23 protein-coding genes are annotated in these 24392 nt (G+C 32.4%); all 23 read right to left on the bottom strand.

Annotated elements, in window-relative coordinates; all coding sequences use genetic code 11:
* Positions 1 to 1119 carry a glycosyltransferase family 4 protein gene (locus tag BMZ76_RS10410; RefSeq protein WP_091205798.1) on the bottom strand — a complete coding sequence of 373 codons (1119 nt, stop codon included), beginning with the start codon at positions 1117 to 1119 and terminating at the stop codon, positions 1 to 3.
* On the bottom strand, positions 1119 to 2120 hold the full coding sequence (locus BMZ76_RS10405; protein ID WP_091205796.1) for a glycosyltransferase family 2 protein: 1002 nt from the start codon (positions 2118 to 2120) through the stop codon (positions 1119 to 1121). The genes BMZ76_RS10410 and BMZ76_RS10405 overlap by 1 nt, the downstream gene beginning before the upstream one ends.
* On the bottom strand, positions 2121 to 3140 hold the full coding sequence (locus BMZ76_RS10400; RefSeq protein WP_091205793.1) for a hypothetical protein: 1020 nt from the start codon (positions 3138 to 3140) through the stop codon (positions 2121 to 2123). It abuts the gene before it with no gap.
* An 11-nt stretch (positions 3141 to 3151) separates the two neighbouring features.
* Positions 3152 to 3943 carry a glycosyltransferase family 2 protein gene (locus BMZ76_RS10395; RefSeq protein ID WP_091205790.1) on the bottom strand — a complete coding sequence of 264 codons (792 nt, stop codon included), beginning with the start codon at positions 3941 to 3943 and terminating at the stop codon, positions 3152 to 3154.
* Positions 3944 to 3946: 3 nt separating this feature from the next.
* On the bottom strand, positions 3947 to 5479 hold the full coding sequence (locus tag BMZ76_RS10390) for a glycosyltransferase family 2 protein (protein ID WP_091205788.1): 1533 nt from the start codon (positions 5477 to 5479) through the stop codon (positions 3947 to 3949).
* Positions 5476 to 6627, bottom strand: a complete 1152-nt coding sequence (locus BMZ76_RS10385) for a glycosyltransferase family 4 protein (protein WP_091205783.1) — start codon at positions 6625 to 6627, stop codon at positions 5476 to 5478. The genes BMZ76_RS10390 and BMZ76_RS10385 overlap by 4 nt, the downstream gene beginning before the upstream one ends.
* Before the next feature lie 19 nt (positions 6628 to 6646).
* Positions 6647 to 7420, bottom strand: a complete 774-nt coding sequence (locus BMZ76_RS10380; protein ID WP_091205781.1) for an FkbM family methyltransferase — start codon at positions 7418 to 7420, stop codon at positions 6647 to 6649.
* 131 nt (positions 7421 to 7551) lie between these two features.
* Complete coding sequence (locus BMZ76_RS10375) at positions 7552 to 8391, bottom strand: hypothetical protein (RefSeq protein WP_317615066.1); 840 nt, start codon at positions 8389 to 8391, stop codon at positions 7552 to 7554.
* Positions 8392 to 8862: 471 nt separating this feature from the next.
* Complete coding sequence (locus tag BMZ76_RS10370; RefSeq protein ID WP_091205776.1) at positions 8863 to 9195, bottom strand: GIY-YIG nuclease family protein; 333 nt, start codon at positions 9193 to 9195, stop codon at positions 8863 to 8865.
* A 247-nt stretch (positions 9196 to 9442) separates the two neighbouring features.
* The gene (locus tag BMZ76_RS10365; protein WP_091205774.1) at positions 9443 to 10876 is read right to left on the bottom strand and encodes an MBOAT family O-acyltransferase; all 1434 of its coding nucleotides are present in this window, start codon (positions 10874 to 10876) and stop codon (positions 9443 to 9445) included.
* A gap of 20 nt (positions 10877 to 10896) precedes the next feature.
* Positions 10897 to 11790: a hypothetical protein gene (locus BMZ76_RS10360; protein WP_091205772.1), complete on the bottom strand. Its 894-nt coding sequence runs from the start codon at positions 11788 to 11790 to the stop codon at positions 10897 to 10899.
* Positions 11791 to 11805: 15 nt separating this feature from the next.
* Positions 11806 to 13203, bottom strand: a complete 1398-nt coding sequence (locus BMZ76_RS10355; protein ID WP_091205769.1) for a glycosyltransferase family protein — start codon at positions 13201 to 13203, stop codon at positions 11806 to 11808.
* A gap of 322 nt (positions 13204 to 13525) precedes the next feature.
* A complete protein-coding gene (locus BMZ76_RS10350; RefSeq protein WP_091205767.1) occupies positions 13526 to 14401 on the bottom strand; it encodes an N-acetylneuraminate synthase family protein in 876 nt (291 codons plus the stop codon).
* Positions 14394 to 15554 (bottom strand): acylneuraminate cytidylyltransferase, encoded by a 1161-nt coding sequence (locus BMZ76_RS10345; protein ID WP_091205765.1) that lies wholly within the window; start codon positions 15552 to 15554, stop codon positions 14394 to 14396. Before BMZ76_RS10345 ends, BMZ76_RS10350 begins: the two co-directional genes overlap by 8 nt.
* Before the next feature lie 68 nt (positions 15555 to 15622).
* Positions 15623 to 16714: a glycosyltransferase gene (locus BMZ76_RS10340; protein ID WP_244281792.1), complete on the bottom strand. Its 1092-nt coding sequence runs from the start codon at positions 16712 to 16714 to the stop codon at positions 15623 to 15625.
* A gap of 59 nt (positions 16715 to 16773) precedes the next feature.
* Entirely contained in the window at positions 16774 to 17844 is a 1071-nt protein-coding gene (locus BMZ76_RS10335) for a glycosyltransferase family 2 protein (protein WP_091205762.1), read from the bottom strand.
* A gap of 90 nt (positions 17845 to 17934) precedes the next feature.
* Positions 17935 to 18858 carry a glycosyltransferase gene (locus tag BMZ76_RS10330; protein ID WP_091205759.1) on the bottom strand — a complete coding sequence of 308 codons (924 nt, stop codon included), beginning with the start codon at positions 18856 to 18858 and terminating at the stop codon, positions 17935 to 17937.
* A gap of 11 nt (positions 18859 to 18869) precedes the next feature.
* Positions 18870 to 19973: a glycosyltransferase WbsX family protein gene (locus BMZ76_RS10325; protein ID WP_091205756.1), complete on the bottom strand. Its 1104-nt coding sequence runs from the start codon at positions 19971 to 19973 to the stop codon at positions 18870 to 18872.
* The gene (locus BMZ76_RS10320; protein ID WP_091205753.1) at positions 19961 to 20821 is read right to left on the bottom strand and encodes a glycosyltransferase family 2 protein; all 861 of its coding nucleotides are present in this window, start codon (positions 20819 to 20821) and stop codon (positions 19961 to 19963) included. The genes BMZ76_RS10325 and BMZ76_RS10320 overlap by 13 nt, the downstream gene beginning before the upstream one ends.
* An 81-nt stretch (positions 20822 to 20902) precedes the next feature.
* Entirely contained in the window at positions 20903 to 21715 is an 813-nt protein-coding gene (locus tag BMZ76_RS10315) for an FkbM family methyltransferase (protein WP_091205751.1), read from the bottom strand.
* Between the two features lie 240 nt (positions 21716 to 21955).
* Positions 21956 to 22735: a glycosyltransferase family 2 protein gene (locus BMZ76_RS10310; protein ID WP_091205749.1), complete on the bottom strand. Its 780-nt coding sequence runs from the start codon at positions 22733 to 22735 to the stop codon at positions 21956 to 21958.
* A gap of 7 nt (positions 22736 to 22742) precedes the next feature.
* Positions 22743 to 23597: a glycosyltransferase family 2 protein gene (locus BMZ76_RS10305; protein WP_244281791.1), complete on the bottom strand. Its 855-nt coding sequence runs from the start codon at positions 23595 to 23597 to the stop codon at positions 22743 to 22745.
* Positions 23597 to 24379, bottom strand: a complete 783-nt coding sequence (locus BMZ76_RS10300) for a glycosyltransferase family 2 protein (protein WP_167547451.1) — start codon at positions 24377 to 24379, stop codon at positions 23597 to 23599. Before BMZ76_RS10300 ends, BMZ76_RS10305 begins: the two co-directional genes overlap by 1 nt.
* Positions 24380 to 24392 lie beyond the last annotated feature (13 nt).

Genomic DNA, 24392 nt, shown 5'->3' with positions numbered 1-24392 from the left:
CTAATTTGCCATTAAACGATTAATTTTTTGTTCAAACAAATTCAAAGTAAATTGTTGAGACCATTTTTCTGCTGCGATTGACATCGTCGAATAAATAGTTTCATCGAATATACAGTCCGAAATTTGTCTTATATCATTGCCTAAATCCAAAGTTACTAAAATTCCTCTTTTCCCATAATCCAACATAAAAGGCACACAGGAAACAGCCGTAGCTAATGGAACACAACCCCAAAACATGCCTTCTGCAATAGCTTTTGGCCAACCTTCACTGTCAGAGGGCAAAATCACAAAATGACTTTCTTGATAGGCCTTTTTAACGGTTTCTTGACTATGATTCCCTTCTAAAGAAATATTTTTTTCTAACTTATTTTTTAAAATATAAGATTCTAATAATTTGCGTTCAGCTCCTTCACCATATAAACTTAGATGAACATTATTTCCTTTTTTAGCTAGTGCCTCTATTAATTGAATAGCATACATCGGATTTTTCCCTTTTACTAAAGCACCCACAAAAATAAAATTAATTCGTTCTGGTATCACTTTTTTAGAAAAAGGTAATTTATCTGCTTCGGTATAAGTTGCCGTAAAAAAAGATTTAATATTTATGGAACTCCCTTTCCATTCTCCATACACCAAAACCTGCATCTTCCGCGTCAGAAAAGTATTACTCAAAATATACTGCTGTAATTTGTACGTCTTAGGTTGCTTTGATTTGGGATCCCAATTGCCGGCATATTTAGCTGTTTTTATTTTCTTAGGAAATGCTATTTGAATAATAGTACCTAAAAGACCCGCATTACCAGGACATCGCAAATGAATGTGATCTGCCTCTTGCATGGCCTTAAAAATAGACCAACTAACTTTAGGTATTTTAAAAATAGTTTTTACAGTAGATTTTAAATTTAGAATATCAAAATTTTCAATAGCTACAAATTTAATGGTATGATGGTCATACGCAACATCTATAACTGTTCTTTCTGTATATGTTTTAGGAGCTACAATAATTATACAATCGGCATATTTCGTCCAAATATTCATTTCTCTAACATAAGGACCATAAGCAAAATACTGATTTTGCGATAGGATATGGGGCACATGAGTAATTATAACGAAAGTCATTACTTATTGATTTTTGGCTTATTAAATAATAAACTCCACCATCCCACTGTTCTCCCTAGCGCTTCGCTAAAGGCTGCCGCCCTTCCCATCGTCGTGAAAGCATTGCTATAGCGTATTAGAGTTAAAAGGATAGTAATGGAATGCCATTTCAGTTTCGCGTCGAAAAGTGGTTTTGGATTCTTTGTTCGCCATACATACCATCCATTACGCACCACCATTTTACCGTATTGATATTGATTCGGTCTTCCCAAGTCATCATGAAAATGATTTAATTGGGCTGAAGTATTTAAATATAGCTTTCCTATCTTCGCTACGCGCAACGTAAAATCAGCATCTTCATACAATCCATAGCCCTCAAAATAGGTAGAAAATTGCAAAGTTTCAAATACTTTTTTTCTAAAGGAAGAAACACCTCCCATCAGCATTTCTACTTGATATATTTTACCACTGGGCGGCAAAAAGCCAACGCTCCGTCCATGCGAAAATAAGGTCGAAAAACCAGGTAGACAATCACTATCCAACCCTAGCTTCTTTCTAAGTACAAATCGACTGCCATCAACACGTTTCCAGCCGTCATAATAATATTCATCTATTTTTGGAGAATAATTCTCCCCTACAAACTCGCATTCTGACTCATTTATGATATAACCGCCAGCTCCTAAAGCTCCGGGATAAATTTGATAGGTTTGTAAGAGTTGCTCAAAATAATCATTTTTTAATACAGTATCATCATCGAGAAAACAAACTGTTTCCATCTCATTTCCTACTCGCTCTATTCCATAATTCCTTTGTTTGGTTAGCCCACGGTGTTCCAGTGGAACCAAAAAATACTTTAAATTTTCAAATTGATTTTTTTTTAAAACTATACCCGTTTCCTCGTTTGTTGAGCCATCTATGATTAAAATTTCATTTGGATATAGGGTTTGTTCCCGAACGGATTGCAACAATTTCAACAATGGTTGCGGACGCATGTAAGTACAGATTATTAAGGAAAATTTCATTTATACTTTTTCTTTAAAAACGGAATAGATGGTTGTGAAGTATGCTTCTCTATTTAAATGATTTAACCATAAATTTCGGTTATTAGTTTGCATTTCCTCAAAATCTTCATGGCTTATTTTTTGATGAAATTCAATCAATGCGTCCCTTACATTTTTACCTGAAACAATAATACAATGTTTTTTCCAATTAACAATTCCTTCCAAAGGTAACCTAAAATCAGTGTCAACTACGAAAGGAATCCTTCCCATAGCTAAAGTCTCATAAAACCGTACTGAATAATTTCCGGCACCTCTAAGGCAAAACGTGTAAGGATTTGCTTTTATATTTTCGAAAAAGGCAAGAGTTGTCTTGTTTTTATCTATTTCAGTTTTGACACCAGCTCTATATTGATTCCTGAAAATAAAATGAGTTCCTATTTGGTCACTTTTTTGCAATAAAGATAAGAATTGATACCTTTTTATACTTGAAGGATAAAACGGTTGATAATCCGTATAGCGCTGTTTTGTCACCCGTTTATAATTATGAAATAAATACAATAATGCTTCTTTTATCCATTTTGAAGCCGAAGGGCTTGCATGACCTACAAAACCAACTTTAGGCAATAACGTTTTGACAATAGGTCTGAATTCTTTTTGAACTAAAGTATAAGGATCAGAAATAAAAGAAGGGAGTATAAAAGTTCGCGCATTTAACTGAGAATTAAACCCACTCATTCTAAAAGTAAATACTGATTTATTGATACTATATCCAAAATCTCCTGCGGTATATACCCAAACTTTTTTTTGCAGTCCAAGAGCTGTGTCTATAAACGCATAAAGCCATTCTTTCTTGTTGCTTTCAATAAAATGTGTAACATCTACAGGAACAACTACTATATCGCAATCGTTAATATGAGATACCATTTGATACTTTTCTAAAAGTTTCAAATTATTGGTGTAACACAAATCAAAAAGTAGAGGAAAAACAATCCGCCGGTTCGCTGGAGTAATGTATTGACTATCTGTATATAATTTAAGCATGTAATACCATTTTATTTTTGTCTCAAATTTTTATAGGTAATTAAGCCTCTTTTAGCTTTGTTATATAAAAAACATTCTAAATACAATCGTAAAGCACGCCCTACTTTCAAATATGATTTATTTATTGTAAAAATTTTGTTATCCCGATCAGATTCATGTGCCAGTACCGATACACTTCCCTCAATTAATGATGCTAAGTTTTTTTTTGTTATAGCAATTTTAGCATCCGATTTTAAAATTCTTATAGCATATTCTGTTTCTCCATATCTACCTGAAGTATTTTCAAGATAAGTCCCATATCTAAGATAAAAACTCTTTTTAGTAATGAAAGGATGATCGCTGTATTGATAATAATTCAATAAAAAATTTCGGAACGAAAATTTTGGAATTAAAGAAACTGCAGCGGTTAAAGGAATTAATTTATTGAAAGGTGAATTAGATGTAAATCGAATCATATCCACTTTCCGTGAATCTAATAGCTCTAAAAATTCTTGCAAAAGATTACTAATCTGAACATTTAAAACAAAATCTTCCTGACAATAAATAATATACTCCCCTTGGCAAGCTTCAATGCCCTTGTTAATATTAGCAGCAAGTCCTTGATTCGTTTTAGCAACAATCAACTGATCAATTTCGTAGTCTTTTATTGTTTCTAAATGTTTGTCCTGACTTGCATCGTCACATACCACAATTTCAGAATCTGAAATATTAAGGCTTTTTATTGCTTTTAAACATTTCAATAAATCTAAGGGTCTGTTGTAATGTGTGATTAGAAAACTGATTTTCTTTTTACTTATTTTCATTAATTATAATTTACTGGCCCAATATTGACTCTTCTCCCATTTTTTTTGATATTCTTTTAGAAAGACGAAATAATTATAAATTGATTTTTTTTTTAATAATTTAAAAAATAAAACTAGTTTATAACCTAAAAGTTGTTGTTGTGTGTAATGTTTAAAAAAAACATACATGATGGTAGCAGATGGTTTAGGCTGAACAGTTTCAGCATCCCACAACTGTTTTACTTTAATTCTAAACCCTCCCATAGGCGCTTTAAGGTGCAAAATACGTATTTCTGGGAAATAAATAATATCAAACCCTTTGTTTCTCAATTGCATCCCAAAATCAATATCTTCACCATAACCAAACTCTAATGCCATATCAAAAGAGACAGTAGTCAGACAACAGGCTTTTACAAAACTATTACCGGAACCAAAAATCCCCGATTGATTGATAATGCCGTAGCGTTGGGGTTCATTTTTCTGTAGATAAGCAGTTGTAAGTACTGAAATCCCAAACTGCTGTATTTTACTCAAAACGGTTTCCAACAACCTTTCGCCGAAACGATTATCATCATCATTCAAGAATACCCATTCACTTTCTACCTGGCTTAAAGCCAAATTACGGGCATTACAAGCACCAGCCTGATGGGTAAAAGTATGTTTAATGATAAAAGGCCAAGTTTCATTTGTCAAAAAATCCAATTCTGAAATACTGCCAGGCTGTGGATTTTGCTCTATAATAATCACATGAACTGGCAAATGAGTTTGTTGCGCCAAATCCCGTAAAACGTCATGTAAATAGGGTTTCCGACCAATGGTGGGAATGATGACATCAATCGTTTTTTTATCAACAACTGTCAAAGTGGACTGTACTGGAATAATCCCTAGGTTGAGTGCTGTTTTTTTTCGGCTTTTAAAAAACAACGAATATAGCAATGGTAAAAGAGGAAATCGTTTTTCGAAAACAAGCAAATTCAAAAATAACAACACTATCCAACGCTTTTTATAGTGTTGTTTCACAAAACGAAATAAAACAAATAAATTGGCTTTTTGAAGAATAGGATGTGGTGCGTTTTTCAATAGCAGTTGAGGCTCAGAATAACATAACAAACCCAAAATCATCCCAACTTTTGCCACTGAGTTTAAAAAATAATCAAAATTAGCGTCGGCTTTTATAGTACCTCCAATCAATTTTAACACTGAAGCATGAATCACTCCAACCTCACTGCTCATTAACCAAGTAGGATAAGTACACTTTTTATTGACTTTAATAAAAGGGGATTCTTCCACAAAACCTATTCCATTTCCTAAGAAACGAGTATTAGTTTCAGTATAAGAAAGCATCATTTTATTATGATGAAAAAGCGTTGCAATCTGTTCAATATTCAAGCTATTTTCCAGCAATTGATGACACCACACAATAAGCTCCTCAGGAAACTGATGGGCTAATTTCATAAGCACGGCAGCAATGCTAGAATCCATATCAACAGGAATCAATTCATTGTGAGTAGATACAACTTTAGCTACACGGTCATTTTGATGATAAACAACAATCACGATTGGCCTATTATAGATTGATAAAAAAGGATATTTTGCTGTGCAATTTTTTCTATGTCAAAAATTGCTTCCACACGTTTTCTGGCGTTTCCTCCCATTGTCAGACAAAGGTTGGAATCCGCTAACAACTCTAATATTTTATCAGCATAAAGAGTATGATTTTTCGGATGAACCAAAAAACCAGTTTCGCCATCTGCAATTAATTCTTGTGCCCATCCCATATTGGTATTAACCACTGGTTTTTGTAGCGCCATTGATTCTATAGTCACCATCCCCAAGGTTTCTGCGAAGCTGGGAAATATGCAAACGTGTGCTTGCTTTATGTAGTTTTGAATATCCTTATAGGGTATTTTCCCAAGGTAAGTTACTTTTTCTAAATCATTAGTATCAAATTCTTTTTGAAGCATTTGCCAGGTCGAATGACTGCCTGTTTGTACATCCGACGAATCTCCACCAATCAAAACCAGTTTCGCCTCCGGAAATAGCAATCTAACTTTTTTAAAAATTTCAGGCAGTTCAAACACGCCTTTCTTACGTATTACCGTACCTATATACAATAACAGTCCCTTTTCAAAAAGCGCAGGATTTGGATTTTCAAAACGGTTCAATTCAAGTCCGTAATGGATAGTTTGTACCAGTTTATTTTTTATCCCGAATAATTTCTTAGAGATATTTCCCGCATAAGTAGTAGGCGCAATAAAAGCTTCGGCATTCTGAACAGCCAGCTTTTCGAACCAATAGTTTTTCAATTTTTGATGACGCTTTTCAATATGACAAAAATAAGTATCACTGCCATGAAACCGAATTACCAATGGCACTTTCAAACGCATAAAAGCAGTAATTCCAGTCCAGTCCGGTGCTTCTACAGCATCAATTTTTTGAGAAAGTATATGTTTATTCAAGTAGTTTTGAAGGTATTTTCGATGCCAATACCAACCCATGAATTTATACTTTCTGTATTTGATCAAATGAATTGTAATTCCATCCTCTACAAGCAACGCATCTTCTTGCTGACCATACACAAATACCGAAACTTTTACTTTTTTGTATGCCAAAGCAACTACTAAATTCTTGATGCTGGTACCTATACCGGCTGCGTGAGCTACTCTTTCGTGGGGAAATTCAGGAGTTAGAAAGGCAATGTGCATAGTTTATTTATTACAATTATTAATTGAATTTTACATAAACATCTCCAAATTGAGTATTTAAAAATGCATCAGTAGAAACCAACATAATTATTTCATTAAAATCAACCCATTGTGGCAAAGAAAATTCTGTATTTTCTGTTATACAGTAATTGAACAAAATATTTGAATTTGACAAGTTATTTAAATAAGATAAACAATCTATTAATGCCTCTTTACGCTCAGGAACGGTATATTCTAATGATAATACATTTACATTTTGAGTAAGTCCTTTGAGCACTTCCAACTCAAAACCCTCAACATCAATTTTTATAAAATCCGGATTCCCGTATGTTGCGATTAATGAATCTAAGGTAATCATATCTATTGTTCGAGTTTTATCCCAGTCAATCTTTTTAAATCTTCCACTATTTTTAGTTGAATCAATCCATTCTCTTGAGAAGGAAGATAAAATATTCGCATTAGTGGATATATACATTAATTTGGTTTCAATCTCTTTACCAACACCATTTTGAAGTATTGTTATTTTTTTTCCATATTTTTTTCTTAGATATCTAACGCATTCTATTTGTGGTTCAATCGCAATAATTTTTATGTTATCATTTATTAAAGGCTCAATTCTGTTGCCATAATTTGCGCCAATATCAAAAAAAATGCTGTCTGATTTAAGAAATTGAGCATAAAATTTACGTCTTTGGTCTATAAGCATCTTCTCATTTGAACTTCTATACCAAGATTTAATAAATTTTATATTAGTTATACCAAATGCATTTTTAATTAAATTCTTTATATTCATAGCTTCATTATTTACTAATTATCATTATATATTTTTTAAAATATTCTCAGAGGATTTACTGGTTCTTCTCCAAGTTTTCCCTTTAAGAAAATCCGTAATAGGCTTCCTTTATGTTTTATACATCCTCAGGTTTATTTAAAAAAATCATTTAAAATTATTGTAGTAAACTTTCGGGCCCCTACATCATTCATATGTCCACAAGAAGAAAAATATTGATCCCCTTCTACCGCATTTTCATAATTGTGAATTTCAGGATAGATTGCCTTTACTTTCTCAAAATAATTTAATCCTTTAGTATTGGAACACATAGGCGTCATAACAGCTATCAGGTTAATATGATTCGTTTTACAAAGATGCTTTATTTCTTCGTAATATCTATTGTGTAACGGTTTTAGATTCGTTAAATCATTTTTCATATTCGCATTCGGATTTTTGCCTAAAGGATAATACCCTAGATGATCCAACAGTTTTGTTGGTTTTTGCATTACCATATTATACATTTCCCGAAAACCAATTTGTGGGCCAAAAACAATATACCTGTAAAAAGGAATATAATAGTTAGCCCAAAAATGAGGCTGTTGGGCAAAGTGTGCTTCAATCACTTTAGAACGGTGTATATAAGGTAAAAATTTAGAAGCTACACTCTCAGACTCCTGTTCATTAGCTAAATTCAAATCAGCTTCCAGTACCACATTTTTTATTTTATAATGACGCTCAGTCATTAATTTCAATAATAAAGAAGCTTCAAACAAATGCCCCCCACTCATGCCGTAATTAAAGGTTTTCAATCCTTTTTGTTCAAATAGTGGTGCTACAAAATGATTATTCGCCCTCGAAGATCCTAAAATCACCACGTCATAATTTCGAGCCTTTGAGTTGTAAACATAATCTATTTTCCCTCTATTCGAAGACTGTAAATAAACAGTGGTGTACAAAAAATCCAATACCACCAACAGTAAAAGTAGTAACACGAGGGTTTTGACTGTGAAAATTAAAAACTGCTTCATTGTTGTTTTATTCTGTATTATTATTCTAGTATTTTAATGTATAGTATTTGACACCTCGATTTGACAAACCAATCTTTTGTCACGTCGAGCGTAGACGAAGGACTCGATTTGACAATTAAACTACTCACTATGTCACGTCGAGTGCAGTCGAGACGCTTTTATGTCTTAATGAATCTCGACTGCGCTCGATTTGACAATTAAACTACTCTCTTTGTCACGTCGAGCGTAGACGAAGGACTCGATTTGATAATTAAACTACTCACTGTGTCACGTCGAGCGTAGACGAAGGACTCGATTTGATAATTAAACTTCTCACTATGTCACGTCGAGTGCAGTCGAGACGCTTTTATGTCTTAATGAATCTCGACTGCGCTCGATTTGACAATTAAACTACTCTCTTTGTCACGTCGAGCGCAGTCGAGACGCTTAGTCAAACTATTCTTCTATATCTTCAAAATCCGATTTGTATTTATGATGCGTTGCATTTCTACATTCTGATAAATCTTGTAATTTGTCAAAATTTTCATCAATTAGCGCTTGTTTTTTCATCCTACTCCATTTTTTTATTTTTTTTTCAAATTCGATAGCCTGATTAGGATCGGTAAAATCCTGATAAAAAACTAATAAAATCGGTCTTCTACTGTACGTATAGGCTTCTGGATATTTACCCATATTATGTTCCATAACTCTTCTCTCAATATCAGAAGTCAAACCTACGTATAGTGAATCGTCAATACAACGAAGAATATATACATAGTAGAATTTCATATACTGTTTTATTTTAAATTAAACGAATCTCGACTATAGCTTGTCCTGAGCGTAGACGAAGGACTCGATTTGACAACTCGACTATTGCTTGTCATGAGTGTAGACGAAGGACTCGATCTGAAATCGTACTCATTCTTGTCACGTCGAAAGTTTATACTGAGCGAAGTCGAAGTACAGTCGAGACGCTTTATCACTTCGAAAGTTTATACTAAGCAGAAACAAATTACAATCAATTTCCTTATTTATATCAAAACTGAAAATAAATAAATTCTTTATAATCGGAATACGTTCCCAACGCTACAATTGCTGCAAAGCATAACGTTAATTTCAAATAACTGTATTTCCCGGAAATGGGTTCTATTTGCGTACGGCTCTTCCATTCCACAATAATAAAAGCTAGTATTAAAATAATGATTTCATAATTGTAACGCTCGTTTTCCAAATACTGTGATTCAAAAATTCCATTGGTAAAAATACGACCAATATATTCAAAAGCATCTCCTATCGATTTTACCCGGAAGAAAATCCACGCCAAGCAGGTTAATGCAAACGTACTGACAATACTAAAGAAAACTTTAACGGAGTTCAAATCCCAATACAAGGATACTGTTTCCATATTAGACCGATTCCGTTTCAAAAGCAATAGCGGTAAAAAATACAAAGCGTTAATAAAACCCCAGGCAATAAAAGTCCAATTGGCGCCATGCCAAAAACCACTCACTAGAAATATGATAAACGTATTGCGGACTTTCATCGCCGTACCACCACTGCTACCGCCCAAAGGAATGTATAAATAGTCTCGAAACCAAGACGAAAGCGAAATATGCCAACGCCGCCAAAACTCGGCAATATCTCTGGAAAAATACGGATAATTAAAATTACGCAATAAGTCGATGCCAAACAATTTAGACATTCCCAATGCCATATCCGAATAACCTGAAAAATCACCATAAATCTGGAAGGCGAAATAAACGGATCCAAGAATCAGTGACAAAGAGTTCATCGATTCGTAATTATCAAAAATCGCATTGGCATAGGTCGCACAGGTATCCGCGATAACCACTTTTTTGAACAATCCCCAAACAAACTGAAAGATTCCTTCTTTGGCTTTTTGATAGTCAAAAATGCGTTTTACTTTCACTTGAGGCAATAAATGCGTCGCTCTTTCAATAGGCCCCGCCACGAGTAATGGAAAATAACTGACAAATAAAGAGTAATCTACAAAATTATATTCTGCCTTAATTCTTTTTAAATAAATATCAATTACATACGATAATCCGTGAAACGTATAAAAGGAAATACCAACCGGCAGAATAACGTTCAGTAATAAGGGACTTGTTTGCAGCCCGAATCCATTTAACAATTGGGAGAAAGAATCTGCAAAAAAATTATAATATTTAAATACTCCCAAGAAACCCAAATTTACACTGATACTCAACCAAAACCAAAATTTTCGTCCAAGTTCTGTCTTGGCTTTTTCTATCCGAATACCAGTATAATAATCTAAAAAAGTAGAGAAAACCAGCAAGAACAAAAAACGCCAATCCCAACAGGAATAAAAATAATAGCTCGCTATAATGAGTACTGCATTTTGAGTGCTTTTGTTTTTATTAAAAACGAACCAATACAACACAAATACAATAGGCAGGAAAATGGCAAAGGTTAAAGAGTTAAAGAACATGTTGTTTTTATTATTTTTTATTATTTTTTAAATAGTTCCTCTGCAAAGATTTCAGTGAATTCAGTTGCACCTAACTTATTCAAATGAAAACAATTTACAAACAGCGAATCCTCTTGTATGACAGTAGAAAAATCATATAGATCTGGAATTTTAGTTTTTAGTTTTTTGACATAATCCAGATTTTTGACATGCCTGCAAAAAGGAGCACAAAAGAAGACAATTTTTATATTATTTTCGGCGCCAAATTTTTTTATTTTTTCATAGTAGAGACTATGCGATGCAATAGAGGCTGGTAAAGAAGAATGGTTTTTATTAATACTTTCATTAGCTTGCCCTGCTAAAGGACTATATCCCTTTTGTTCTGCTACTGCGGTTTTACTGCCAACCAAATTTGCTAAAAATTCTCTAAAACCAATCTTTTGATCACTCCTTAAATACCTTGTGAAGGGAACATAATATACACTTGGATCTTTTCCTACATAATCAAGCAAATAGTCCTTGGTTACTTTATTGTCTCTGATAAACGGAGTCATTTCGTATGGTAAATTAATCGATTTTCCTTTAATATCAAAAATATAATCGACTTGAATAAACACAGTATCTGTGGCAATAGAATAGGATTTCAACAATTGCAAAACCGTATAAATATCACCCAGTTTGGCTGCCTCATATCCTAAATTGATACACTTTTTTTGAGTTTTACTTATTATGATGAATGGATCAATTCCATTTTCAACTCTGGAAGAACCTAAGAAAATATAATCCACTTTAGTATTTTTCAAACTTCTTAAATACTGAAATTTAGTTCTTGGGATAGAATTTTCATAAACAGTTGTATAAGTAAAATCTAAGAGTGTAGATACAATTAAAAAAGTAATTAAAATCCCAATGGTATGAATTATAAATTTTTTCATGTTAGACTACAATTTTCAATTACTTAAAATCGCATCTATACTTTTCCATATTTTCTCTGAAGCTTGAGTTGGGGTTACACCAGCCACAATTTCATACCATTTTTTCCCCTCTGAAACATTGGATAATTCACCTTTTAGGATTTGGTTTACCAAATGTTCCAACTCTTTTTTATCCGTACAAAAAACAGCTGCTGCTGGACTGGGCATACTTCTAAAATGAACATACTTGTAATTTTGACCGATGTCTCGAATTCCTTTTCTTAATTGAGGTTGCTCGTAATTGAAGTAAATACACGATTTTTCATGAGCCACAAAATCAAAAACTGTTGAGGAACATACATTGGTCACAAATTCAGAATGGGCACAAACATTATATAATAGTCCTAAATCTTTTTTCGTAGGCAAAATTTCATTCCATTGTTTCCCCATCGGTTTCCAGACTGGGTCTATAACAGCAATAATATCGGTATTCGCCTGCAAAACAGCATCATATCGATTAGTGGTATCAACGGGACATTTTCGGTAAATAATGCCCAAGTTTTTCCCTTTGCTGTTTAAGCTGCGCACTGCTTGAGCCAAATCCTGTAAATAATACTGATCCAAAGGCGAAGTGGTTTCATCATCACCAGAATAACAAATGTATTTTTTATCAATATCTAAGTTATGCTCAGCAAAAAAAACGGCTCTTTCTTGCAGCAAATGGCTATCATAATGAGGTTCAAACTGAGGTGTTCCAGTAACTATAACTTGAGATTCCTGTACAAAAGGATAATATTTCAAAACTTCGTCTTTCATTAGATCACTCCAGACAAAGTAGTAATCCGTTTCCACAACCTGCATGGCCTTAGGCACATTATCCCAGGAATAGACGAAAGCCACAGTAGGAATTCCTAAATCTTTGGCCGCCAATAAAGCACTTATAGATTGCGTGGCGCGTTGTGTGGTGCAAAACACCAAATCCGGTTGATGCTCTTGTAACTGTGCTCTACAATACTGGTATTTTTCAGTCGACCTTTCTAAACTACAGATTCTTTTTCGGATGCGGACAATCCCTTTTTCTGAAGAATTAAATCCTATTAACAACCTCGTATAAAGTGTAATTAATGTATTTTTTATGCCGTTGTAATTAAAAGGGAATTTATAGGTAAGGTACACGTCATCCTTAAACTTCTTTTGAGAAACATTCAACTCAATGTGTTTTCGAATGCGAGAATAGATTGGCGTTAACCGATTTATTTTATGGTTTTCTATTGTAACCTCATCGTAACCCAACTCCTCTTGAAGAGAGAAAACGGTATTGTTCCAATAGACAATTTGGTGTCCTTTTTGCACTCCTAATTCTTTAAACTGCGTAAACGCAAAATTACGCAACCCCACTCCATCGGGAAAAAAAACAAATATTTTTTTACTCATAAATTAATGCCCAAACTATTTTGGTATTCTTCAAGATTTTTAAACGAAGTCTACTTTGTAATATTTTTCTTTATAAATTCATATTCTATTCTAATAGCAAAATTGAGAAAAAAAAGAAGTTTAAACTCAATTATAGCAATTGTTCTTGTGAAAATTTAATTCTATAATTACAGATACTTTAAAACGAAATAAAGAATAAATCACACAAGACTTAATCTATTGTAATTTCTGCATAAGATAAATCGTACAATAAGAAGAACAATAGTTACTTCTAATCGTTGACGCAAAATAGGTATTACCTAGAAAGAGTAACAACAAAAAACTACAATTTCCTATTTTTCAACTTATCCCTTTGCACTTGCTCAATAGGCAAAATATCCGTTGATTTAAAGGATAAAGCACTATAAACTGCATTCAAGTCTCGTGATAATTTTCGCAATCCCATAGGCTCTAATGACGCAGCATGATCGGTCCCTTTCCACGTGCGATCGATCGTATAGTGTCTTTCAATAATGTTAGCACCCAGTGTGTAGGCCGCTATATCTACCGCTATTCCTAAATGATGTCCCGAAAAACCAATGTGTTTTACGGTATCACCATATTTTTGATTCAGCAAAGTAATATCTAACAAGCACACATCCTCAAATGGCACTGGATAGCCTGAAGTACAATTATATAAAACTAAGTCTTTATTCCTGCCTTTTTCAACAAAATAATTAACTAAAGTATCTGTTTCATTTTTAGTGGTCATTCCTGTAGAAATATGAATTTCCCCTCGGTAATGATCACAAAGCCAACCTAACATATCAAAATTATTATTACAGGCTGAAGGGATTTTAATAAATTCTGGCTTAAGCGATGCAATTTCTTTGGCTGATGTCGTATCCCAAACAGAAGTCGAATACGTAATACCTATTGATTCACAATAATCCTTTAACTCTTGGTGTTCATTCGCATCAAATTCTAAAAATTCCCTATGCGCACCATACGTATCCCCGTAAGAGTTGCTGGCATTAGGATGTGGTGCATTGTATTGCGCTTCGGTCAATAATTCGGTATTGTTCCTCTTTTGAAACTTAACCGCATCAACATTACAAAATATCTTAGCAATCTTTATCAATTCTTTTGCAATTTCTATATCTCCTTTATGATTACATCCAATTTCAGCAATTACATAAGGTTTTTTAAACTCAGTCATATCTTTTATTATACTTTAATAACGTTTCACAAACTTCTCTGATAGCTCCGGCTCCCGAAGCACTACCAAGCACAAAATCAGCATTTAATTTCACAATGGATGTAGCATTTGCCGGAGCAAAAGACCAACCTGAACTGCACATATTCGTCAAATCATTCACATCATCACCTACATAAGCAACAGCACCAAAACTACTATTTTTAGTGGCAAGAAATTGTTTTAAAAAAGAATATTTATCTTTAATGCCAAAAAAAGCCTCTTTAATTTGAAGTTTTTCCATACGCTGTGCCACCAGTTTAGAATTTTCAGAAGTCAATGTGATCACTTCAACATTATTTTCTCTTAAAATCTCTAATCCCATACCATCGCGCATGTCAAATTTTTTTGCCATTTCTCCATCTTTATTATAATATACTCCTCCATCTGTAAAAACACCATCTACATCCAGCACTAAATATTGAATCCTTTGGTTTGTTTTCATTGCTTTTTGCCGCCCCATTAATAGATTTTCAACAATATTCCAGTCAGCCAGACTATCAATCTCCATCAAAGTTTCTTCTGACATGGTCACCAAGCCAATGTTCCCGCTCACTCTGTTTTTAGAATCTAAAAAAAGTTCTTTTTTAGTAGCGTAAACTGCCCCATTTTCTATTAACAATCCCTCAAAATCTTGTCTTCTGGGCCTGTTGAAAACATCATAATTTTGCGGGGTTCCATCACTGTTCCAGGTAAATCGATGCGTATTGACCACAGTGAGGGCACTATCGTATTTTTCGGTGGTGATTTTGTCCAAAACGGTATTAATATCCGCTGCCAAAGTCAAGGGAGAAGTCGCTTGTAATAAACATAAAACATCGTAATCGTGATTGATTTCCTCAGAAAACTCTAGCATAGTGCTTTCTGTAGAAGCGGTATCATCTGCATTTTCTTCACTACGCAACAAGGCAAAAACCTTATCGGTCCAATAGTATTCCCGTTCTACATAACTAATTATTTCCGTATCGTTTGTAAATACATAAACGGCATCCAAATCAGAAAAAATAGCTTCAGTAAGGACCCATGAAAACAAGGGACGACCCAGCATTTTCTTTTTATTTTTCCCTGGAATTCCTTTAGAATCTTTACGTAGTGGAATGACACCTATTTTTTTCATAATTATATACTATTTATTTTATTGAAAAAATCTAAAAAAAACAATACCCAATTTAACTAAAACAATACTTATATTTTAGAAATGGACTCATATAATTTTATTATTTCAATTTTATTTTTGTCTCTATCGTACCGTTCTTTTATAACCTTTGTATTGTGTTCAAAAGCTTTTTCAATCATTGCTGGATCCAACAATGCTTTTTTAATCAATCTTTCAATATCTTTATAATTTAATGCATCTTGAATCAGAAGTCCATTATATCCATCAATTATAAGTTCCTCAGTTACATTACCCGGATTAGATTGAATTGGAAAAGCTCCCATGCCCATTGCCTCTATCATTGAGTTGGGCAAACCATCTGACATGCTATTTCCAATATAAATATAGCTTTCTCCCATCATTTTTAACAGCGCATTATTTTCAATAAAATCTGATCTTAAATTGATTCTTATATTCGCTTCTTTAAATCGATCTTGATTATTTATATAATCTTGAATTTCATGATCAGCTCCAAACACAATAATTTCATGATTTTTCATCAAAACTAACAATTCTTTTGTCAAAGCTTTAATAATATTAATACCTTTCCCAATACAATTATTATAACCTTTAATTAAAATTATTTTTCTCAGCGAAACTGGAAGCATTATTCTATCTTCAAAATAAATTCCACCATTACCTGGAAAAACACCTAAAAACTGATTCGTAAATCCATTTTTTTTAGCAATTTCAAAATCTCTGAAGCAATCGGTAATCAAATAATTAATTCTTTTTAATGTTCTATTCCTTAAAAAATCAGAAATTTGTAACTGTTGTGTAAAAAACATATCACTTCCCCAAGATGAAAAAACCCAGTTAACGGAGTTATATTTCTCCATCACAGAAAGAATTGGTAAACACGAAATTTGCATTTCAAAGCTGTGTACCACATCAGGCTCAATTTCTAATAATTTATGTTCGAAAATTATTGCTGTATTTCGTTCATTGAACTTTTGTACAAAATCATAAAGCCTCGGAAATTTGTTTTTCATAAAATAGCGTCCTGGATAATTCCATCTTAATCTCCAGTCAACAATTTGATTTATCCAACTAATCTTTGACACTTTTTGTTTACTGTCAATCACATCAAACCAATATACTTCATGTCCAGCGTTTTCCAATTGCTCTGCCCATTTAAAAAAATGAAGCGAAGCCATAGAGACCATTAGAATTTTCATAATTAGAATTTTATTTTAAGTACAATAATTCCTTTATCTTGTTCATAAACATATTGATAGGGATGGTTTCGAAAATTAACAATCAATGTTTCTAAAAGTTCATTATTAACTTCATCAATTTGATAATACTCAAAAAACTTTTTTCCGATCAGCTTCCTTATATAATTTCTAAAATTCTTTTGAAATGGGCTTTCTGTAACTGTAAATTGTAAAACCATATCCTTACTATTAAACAAACTCCCTTTTAAAAAAGCATCAATTTCATCTTTTTCATTCGTTAAAGTAAAAAAATGGGTGGGAATTGCTAAAGTTTTATAACTATTTTCCTCTGGAGAAATCCCCCAACCAAAATTATTATTTACTTTTGATATTCCTAGATTTCGAGTTTGCTTCAAATAGCATTGATTTATTTTCTCCAGACTATTATGAAATGGGGCCATACTATTTTTTGTTCGATAGGCTTTTTGATGCCATTGGTGCAGCATTAGGACTTCTAATTCATAAAATCGCACTTTAAATCCTGAATTTATCAAGCGTACATGAACATCCGTATCTTCAGCTCCCCAACCGTGATAAAACTCATCATATCCGTTAATTCTCTTTAAAATATCAGTGGGATATAAGGTCATTCCTGTCGCCTCTTCAGTAGAATAATGTTTCACTTTATATGTTTCAAAAACACACACTTTTGCAGACTCTTTTTTACTTAAAAAACCAACTTTAAAATAGATTACTTCATCCGGAGATTTCAATTGAGACAATTGCGCGATAAAATCTTTTCTAAAAAGCATATCGATATCTGCAACAAAAAAATAAGGAGAATTACATTGCTGCAAAGCAATATTAATAGCTCTAGACTTGTTCCAAAGTTGCCCTTCAACTGGACATGATATCAATTGTATAAAATCATAGCCTTTTACTAATTCCTTTAAATTATTAGCAAAAACAGCTTCACTACCATAATCTACCAGAACAACATGAAACAAATGAAGCGATTGTTGATTCAAAGAATCCAAGCACTTTTTTACAATTCGCAAATCTCGGTTACGGTAAGTTAATACTAATGTTATCATTTTTTAATACAATTAAACCCATAGCATATATTAGGCTGTACATTTTTCAAATTAAAAGCATTTTTTATTATTTCAACTATTTTAAAAAGCTTAATTTCTCTTTTCAAATGTTCGATATATAGAATACAAATATAACTTTGCAACTTGATTCTTTTGTTTGTAATTCAGCATAATATGGAATAACATTTTAAGCGAAGCTAGATATTTTTTTTCCCTATTTAAACTTGCCATTACATTTTTTTTAGCTCTAAAGATACTTTCATTTATCGCAGCCCTTTTATGTTCAAAACCATTATCGTTGGCAATACATTTTAAAATATTCAAATTAACTTTTACCACATCACTATTCACTTTTCTGATCCTCGAAGAAACACCTGTATCTATTCTATAAATAGCTGTTACCTCATCTAAAAAATAGATTTTACCTTCGTCTTTAATAGTCCAAAGATAAGTAGGCCAATCACCGTAAGGAAAATGAATCAACCAAGAGGGAATTTTTTCGTTTTTTTGATTGTTTTTAAATAATACGGTAACCGAAGGTATAAAATTATTAAAAATTAAATCTTCAAAAGTTGTGCAACTTTTTTGATTTTCCATAATCATCTCTTTGAATTCGCCATTAGAAAAAAGTCTCTTTATTTTTGTGAATACTATTGAAAAATCTGGGTGAGCTTCTAAATAATCAACTTGTTTTTGTAATTTTAATTCATCAATCCAGTAATCGTCTCCATCACAAATAGCGATGTATTTCCCATCACATGCTGCTATGGTTCTCATATAGTTGGCAATCAAACCAATATTTTTTTCTAATGACGGTAACAATTTTATTTTTTGAGGATAGTGAGTAACATATTTTTCGCAGATAATTCTGGTTGTATCTGTACTACAATCTTCTCCTATTACCAATTGATAGGTGAAATTTGTTTTTTGCATCAAAATACTCTCAATAGTTTGTGCTATAAATTGCTCTTGATTGTATGTAAGCATAAAAATACTGACCGTAATATTATTCATTTAAAAACTAATTAAAAAGAATTAATATCATCCGTAATGATCTCTTTGGTCGCTTCTAAATATCCTTTCCCCCATTTCTGGCAGGGTTCCAGATGATTGCCTTCAGCCCATTCATTCCAAGCATTAATAAATAAAAATCGTTCCGGCATTTTATCCCAAGGATAGTTGTCTTTGATATGCTTCAGCCAAACTTTATACTTATCGGGTGAAGCATTATGCAGGATAAAAAAGTTGACTTTCCTTCTTGATGAATTATCCCACATAGGAGTAATTGCGGGATAACAATCCCGTTTAAAACCAGAATCCATTTGCATTTTGGCATATTGTTCGTAATCATAAACGGCTTCAAACTTATTTTTTATTAAAATCTTCACTTTTTTCAATAACCTTTTTATTGTCTTTTTAAAAAAAGTATTATTTATGATACTGGGTCTTACGCTGAAATTAGGTTGAAATTCAAACATAAAATCAAATCCTTTGCTTTTGGGTTCATGATCGTATTCAGATGTCTGTGCAAATCCAATGTATATGTCCGGAAAACCTGCTTTTTTTACTTCTTCACGCCATATTCCAATTGTTTTTTCAACATTTGGAAACAGTTTGGGTCTGTAAATAATAAACATTGGTTTTCCTTCTACTTTAATATAATTATCATCTTTAAAATAGTCTATTAAAACCTTAATATGATTGTAATCGTCTTCCTCTGAATATTCCTGTTTCAACAATACATCCGATTCTCCTCCATTCCAAATTCTTGTCCAATTTTCATTAGCCCAACACATCATAAACGGGAAATCTTCTTTAGGATTTTTTAGTTTTCTGTTTAATGGTTCCTCAAGCACTCGTTTTCCGTTGAACCAATAATGGTAATAGCAAAAACCATGTATCCCATGTGATTTTGCTAATTCTTCCTGAGCGAGTCGTGTTTCATGTAAACGCAAATCATAAAAACCTAAATCTGCCGGTAAATGAGGTTGAAAATGCCCCTCAAATCTAGGAGTGGCTTTAGTTACATTAGTCCATTCTGTAAACCCTTTACCCCACCATTGATCGTTTTCAGGTATGGGATGAAACTGTGGAAGGTATATTGCTATTGGCTTTATTACTTTTGACATATTCTATAGAAATAAATTAATTTACCGATTAGTCGCGCTTCAATTTTTTTTAAAAAGGGTTTTTTATTTTTATTTTTTATTTCGTTTTGTTTTATGCGAACCGCATTAACCAAATCTTTTTCTTTTTTTTCTTTAAAATAATACAAAAGAATTTTAGCTCCTTCATTAAAACCATGCCTCATTAAAGCGTAATTTGCTGTCATCGAATCATCTCTTATTCGATAAAGAGCCAAAACATTAGTATTATTTTTAATCTTTTTTGAAACATAAAACAACTGCGACCAGAAAACCCAATCCTCATGATTTGGCAGCGTTTCGTTAAATAAAATTTCATTATCTACTATTAATTTTTTTTGAAACAAAACGGAATGACATGGAATGGACATTCTATATTCCCAATCTAAAATAATTTCTTTTCTAAAATTTGTCTCAGAAACAAATGGTGTTAAATACCGGTAAGGTGCTGCTAATTCAATATTCCCATCTACAAACGAAAAGTAATTTGAAATAGAAACTTGAGCGTCTTGCAAATCTATTAGCTGCTGTTCAAATTTAGTTGGTTTAATTAAATCATCCCCATCCAAGAATTGTACATAATCTCCTTCTGCAAGCTTTAATCCTGCATTTCTTGCACTACTCAAACCACCATTAAACTTGAAAAAATATAAAAACCGTTCATCAAAATCACACCATTTTAAAGCAATTTTTTTTGAACCATCTGTACTACCATCATCAATTATAATACATTCCCAATTTTTATGTGTTTGTTTTAAAACAGATTGTAATGTTTCTTCTAAAAAAAGGGCTTGATTATAGCACGGTATGATTACAGATATCTTATTATTCATTTTGATTTCTTTAAAATAATACTATTAGGCCTTATTTCAACTTGTTAACATTCATTATTTTGATTAAAACAATAGTGTAAATCATAGATTATTCCGCACAGCAAAAATACTTGACCAATGCTTGGAATCCTTCCAAACAGTAAATCCTCTATTTTCAATAATGGCTAGAAATTCGCTGAGATCATTATTTCGATCCAAATGCATTTCAATATTCATCGCACCCACTTTGTCCATCCAGCTTAAATCCTCAGATTCGAGAATCGCTTTCTCGGCACCTTCAATATCCATTTTTAAATAATCAATATGCGTAAGATCATGATTTTTTATGATACTTGACAGTTTGAGTGACGGCACCTCTATTAACTCATCTGCATCTTTTTTTTCTGTGTCATTTAAAATGGCATACGAATCGTAATTCGCAGTATTTCTATACGTTACTGTCGCATCTTCTATCCACACAGCTGTATTAACTACCATCACATTATCATAAAACTTGGTGTTTCGTTTAGCAAGAAGATAATTTTCTTTATTCATTTCGTATCCAATAATTTTTGAAGTAGGATAGATTTGTTTCATATGTGCTATTGTAAGACCAATATTACTACCTAAATCAAGAATTACAGGATTAGCTGAAATTTTTGACAGTGTGGGAGGCAAATGATATTGATCTTGTAACACATAGTGCACAACTTCTTTGTCAATAAAATTTTTACGAATTTTAATCGTATGCAACCAACCTTTGGGCTTTAAATAAATGAATCCTTGTTTATTACTATCTCTTTTGATCTTTGATAATTTAAATTTATCAATGCTAGAAAATAAGGGATGTGGCGCTACTAAATTTTTTATCCTACGATATTCTTTTTTTAGGGCTTGGAGTGCTTTTATAAACATTGTTTGTGTTTTTATATATTCATATCATACCAGTGTTAATCATAACCCAAAAGAAGAGACTACTACTTAAATTAATATTTCATTTTTAAATAGTAAAGCTTTCTTTAATATTAAATGCTCGCAAACAAAGTTGATTTTCATCACTTTCCAATAATGGTTCTACAAGAAAACTTACCTCCAATAAGACAACGAAAAAGCGTAAAAAATCGAAATTGTTTATTATAATTGTTGATACGGATATCAAAACCGCTTTGGTTTATTATTAATAAATTGAATTAAAAATAAAAACCTTTTTAAATTGTAATACAATTCAATTCCAAAATTTTTGATGGAATTGTAAAAAGAACCCAAAAGCGATTTTAGGGCATCTCTAAAGGATACATCATGATGCCACAACTGATAGTTCCCCACAACATCACTTTTAAATCTAAAAAAAAGTTGCTGTGAACTTCTTTTGATTTCATAACTAAATATAGCCGGCACAAAATCAATGGCATACCCTTCTTTTAAAACTCTAGTGGTCCATTCTTTATCTTCAAAGGTAGCCACATCCTCTCTAAAAGAATGTTTCTCCCAGACATCTCTGCTAAAAGCCGAACCTGAAAAAATCAATCCCGACTTATTGGGATCAATTGTAGCTGGAATATTATTGATGAAATTTTTATAATCGTTTGAACTATGTAAACATCTTAATCCTGCTAAATTAGGATTATTTTCAAATTTCTGTTGTATTAACTTAAAAAAGTCATGGCTCACAGGATACGAATGTGAACTAAAAATAACCACTATAGGAAATCGGGCTTCTCTTGCACATACATTAGCACTTCCGCCAAAACTAAAATTCTTGATAGTAACGAAACGCGCTCCAAACTGTACTGCAACTTCCTTACTAGAATCAGTTGAAAGATTATCGACAACAATAATCTCCGAAATGTCATACCAATATCTTTCCGTCAAATTTTTTAACAAAAAGGTGAGGGCACCGGATTGATTTTTATTTCTGATAACAACTGAAATCATTGAGAATTTATTTTTTTATCATTAGCTTTTGGAATATCCTAAAGGGCTTAGCAATTATTTTTGCGATTTTATATTCCACTGATTTTTTTATTTTATGTTCACTTGCATGATGCCTTTTTATAAGAGAAAACAAGTACTCCATTGTTGTTCCAAACTGTGCAATATAAATTTCATTATGCTTTTTAAAGACATACTCCATATTTGACTCTAAATGATGAGCTAATGTATCAATAAACATTGATTTCTTTGATTTTCTGTAATAGAATAAAAATGCTTCTACAAATTTATATTCCCGACCTTTTTTGGTAATTGCAATCCAAAATTCCCAATCTTCAAAACCATCTTTCATATTTTCATCATATCCGCCTACTTCTTCCCAATATTTTTTATGATATAATGAGCTCGCCATCATATTATTTTCATATAATAATGCGTGATAGGTAGTACCGATGGGCTTTTGCTGATGAATTATATTTGAGCGATTGTTTATAAAAAAATTGCTATAACAGGAAACAATAGCAAGTGAAGAATTTTGCTGCAATTCGGGAACTAAAAATGTTAAATAATCCTCATGCAGTATATCATCTGCATCTAAAGGTAAAATATATTCTCCTTTACTACTCGCAATGCCGGCATTACGGGCTGAGGATAATCCTCCATTTTCTTTTTTAAGATATTTAAAGCGATTGTCTCTTGCACTCCATTGTTCAGCAATACGTTCTGTATCATCCGGACTTCCGTCATTCACAATAATACATTCCCAATTCGTATAGGTCTGAGCCAAGACAGAGAGCAACGACTCATTCAAAAAATGCGCTTGTTTATAACATGGAACAATTATAGAGACTTGTATGCTCATCATTAAAACTTATTTAATAATCTTAATTTCACCAACAATCTAATAATTCGGGATTTTCTAAAAGTAGAGACAATATCTTTATAAATGATAACATCATCTAAATCTTGTAAATAAGCAGAGTATTCTTCTTGAAGGACTTGTTGTTTTTCGTCCAGCTTTATAACTCTGTTAGCTGGATTTGAACTCATTCCGCCAATATAAAAAGTAGATAAAGTCGTGTCTATTTTTTTATAGGTTAAATTATATTTACAAATACTGTCTAAAAAAAACTTCCAATCTGATAGTATCTTAAAATCTTCTTTATAAAAATTTGTTTTATCAAAAGCCGTTTTTGCTATAAAAGTGGCTGGATGTGGCAACGTATCATTTACAAAATAAGAAAAAGACAGTACCTCAGGATATTCTTTAATAAAAATCTTATGTCCTTCGACCACTTGCAAATTAAAATAAATAATTGCCGCATTTTTAATTTCTTGATGATTTTGTTCCAATACTTTAGAAGAAAAAAAATGATCCCCACTGTTCAAAAAAAGCAAATACTCCCCGGACGCTTTTGCGATGCCCTTGTTCATTGCATGATAAACGCCAGAATCAGGTTCGCTTACCCAATACTCAAATAATTGTACATTACTTTCAATATATCCCACACTTCCATCTGTGGAACCGCCATCAATAATGATATGCTCAAACGCTTGCCAAGTCTGACTGGAAATGCTGTCAACCGTTTTTTGCAATCCTTCAAGATTGTTATAATTGACGGTGATGATGGAAATTTTTGGTTTCAATTTATACTTTATT

It is taken from the genome of Flavobacterium xueshanense (assembly GCF_900112975.1).
Classification (GTDB): Bacteria; Bacteroidota; Bacteroidia; order Flavobacteriales; family Flavobacteriaceae; genus Flavobacterium; species Flavobacterium xueshanense.
Note: the sequence above shows the minus strand (reverse complement) of the source record. Positions and strands in the feature narration are given on the sequence as shown.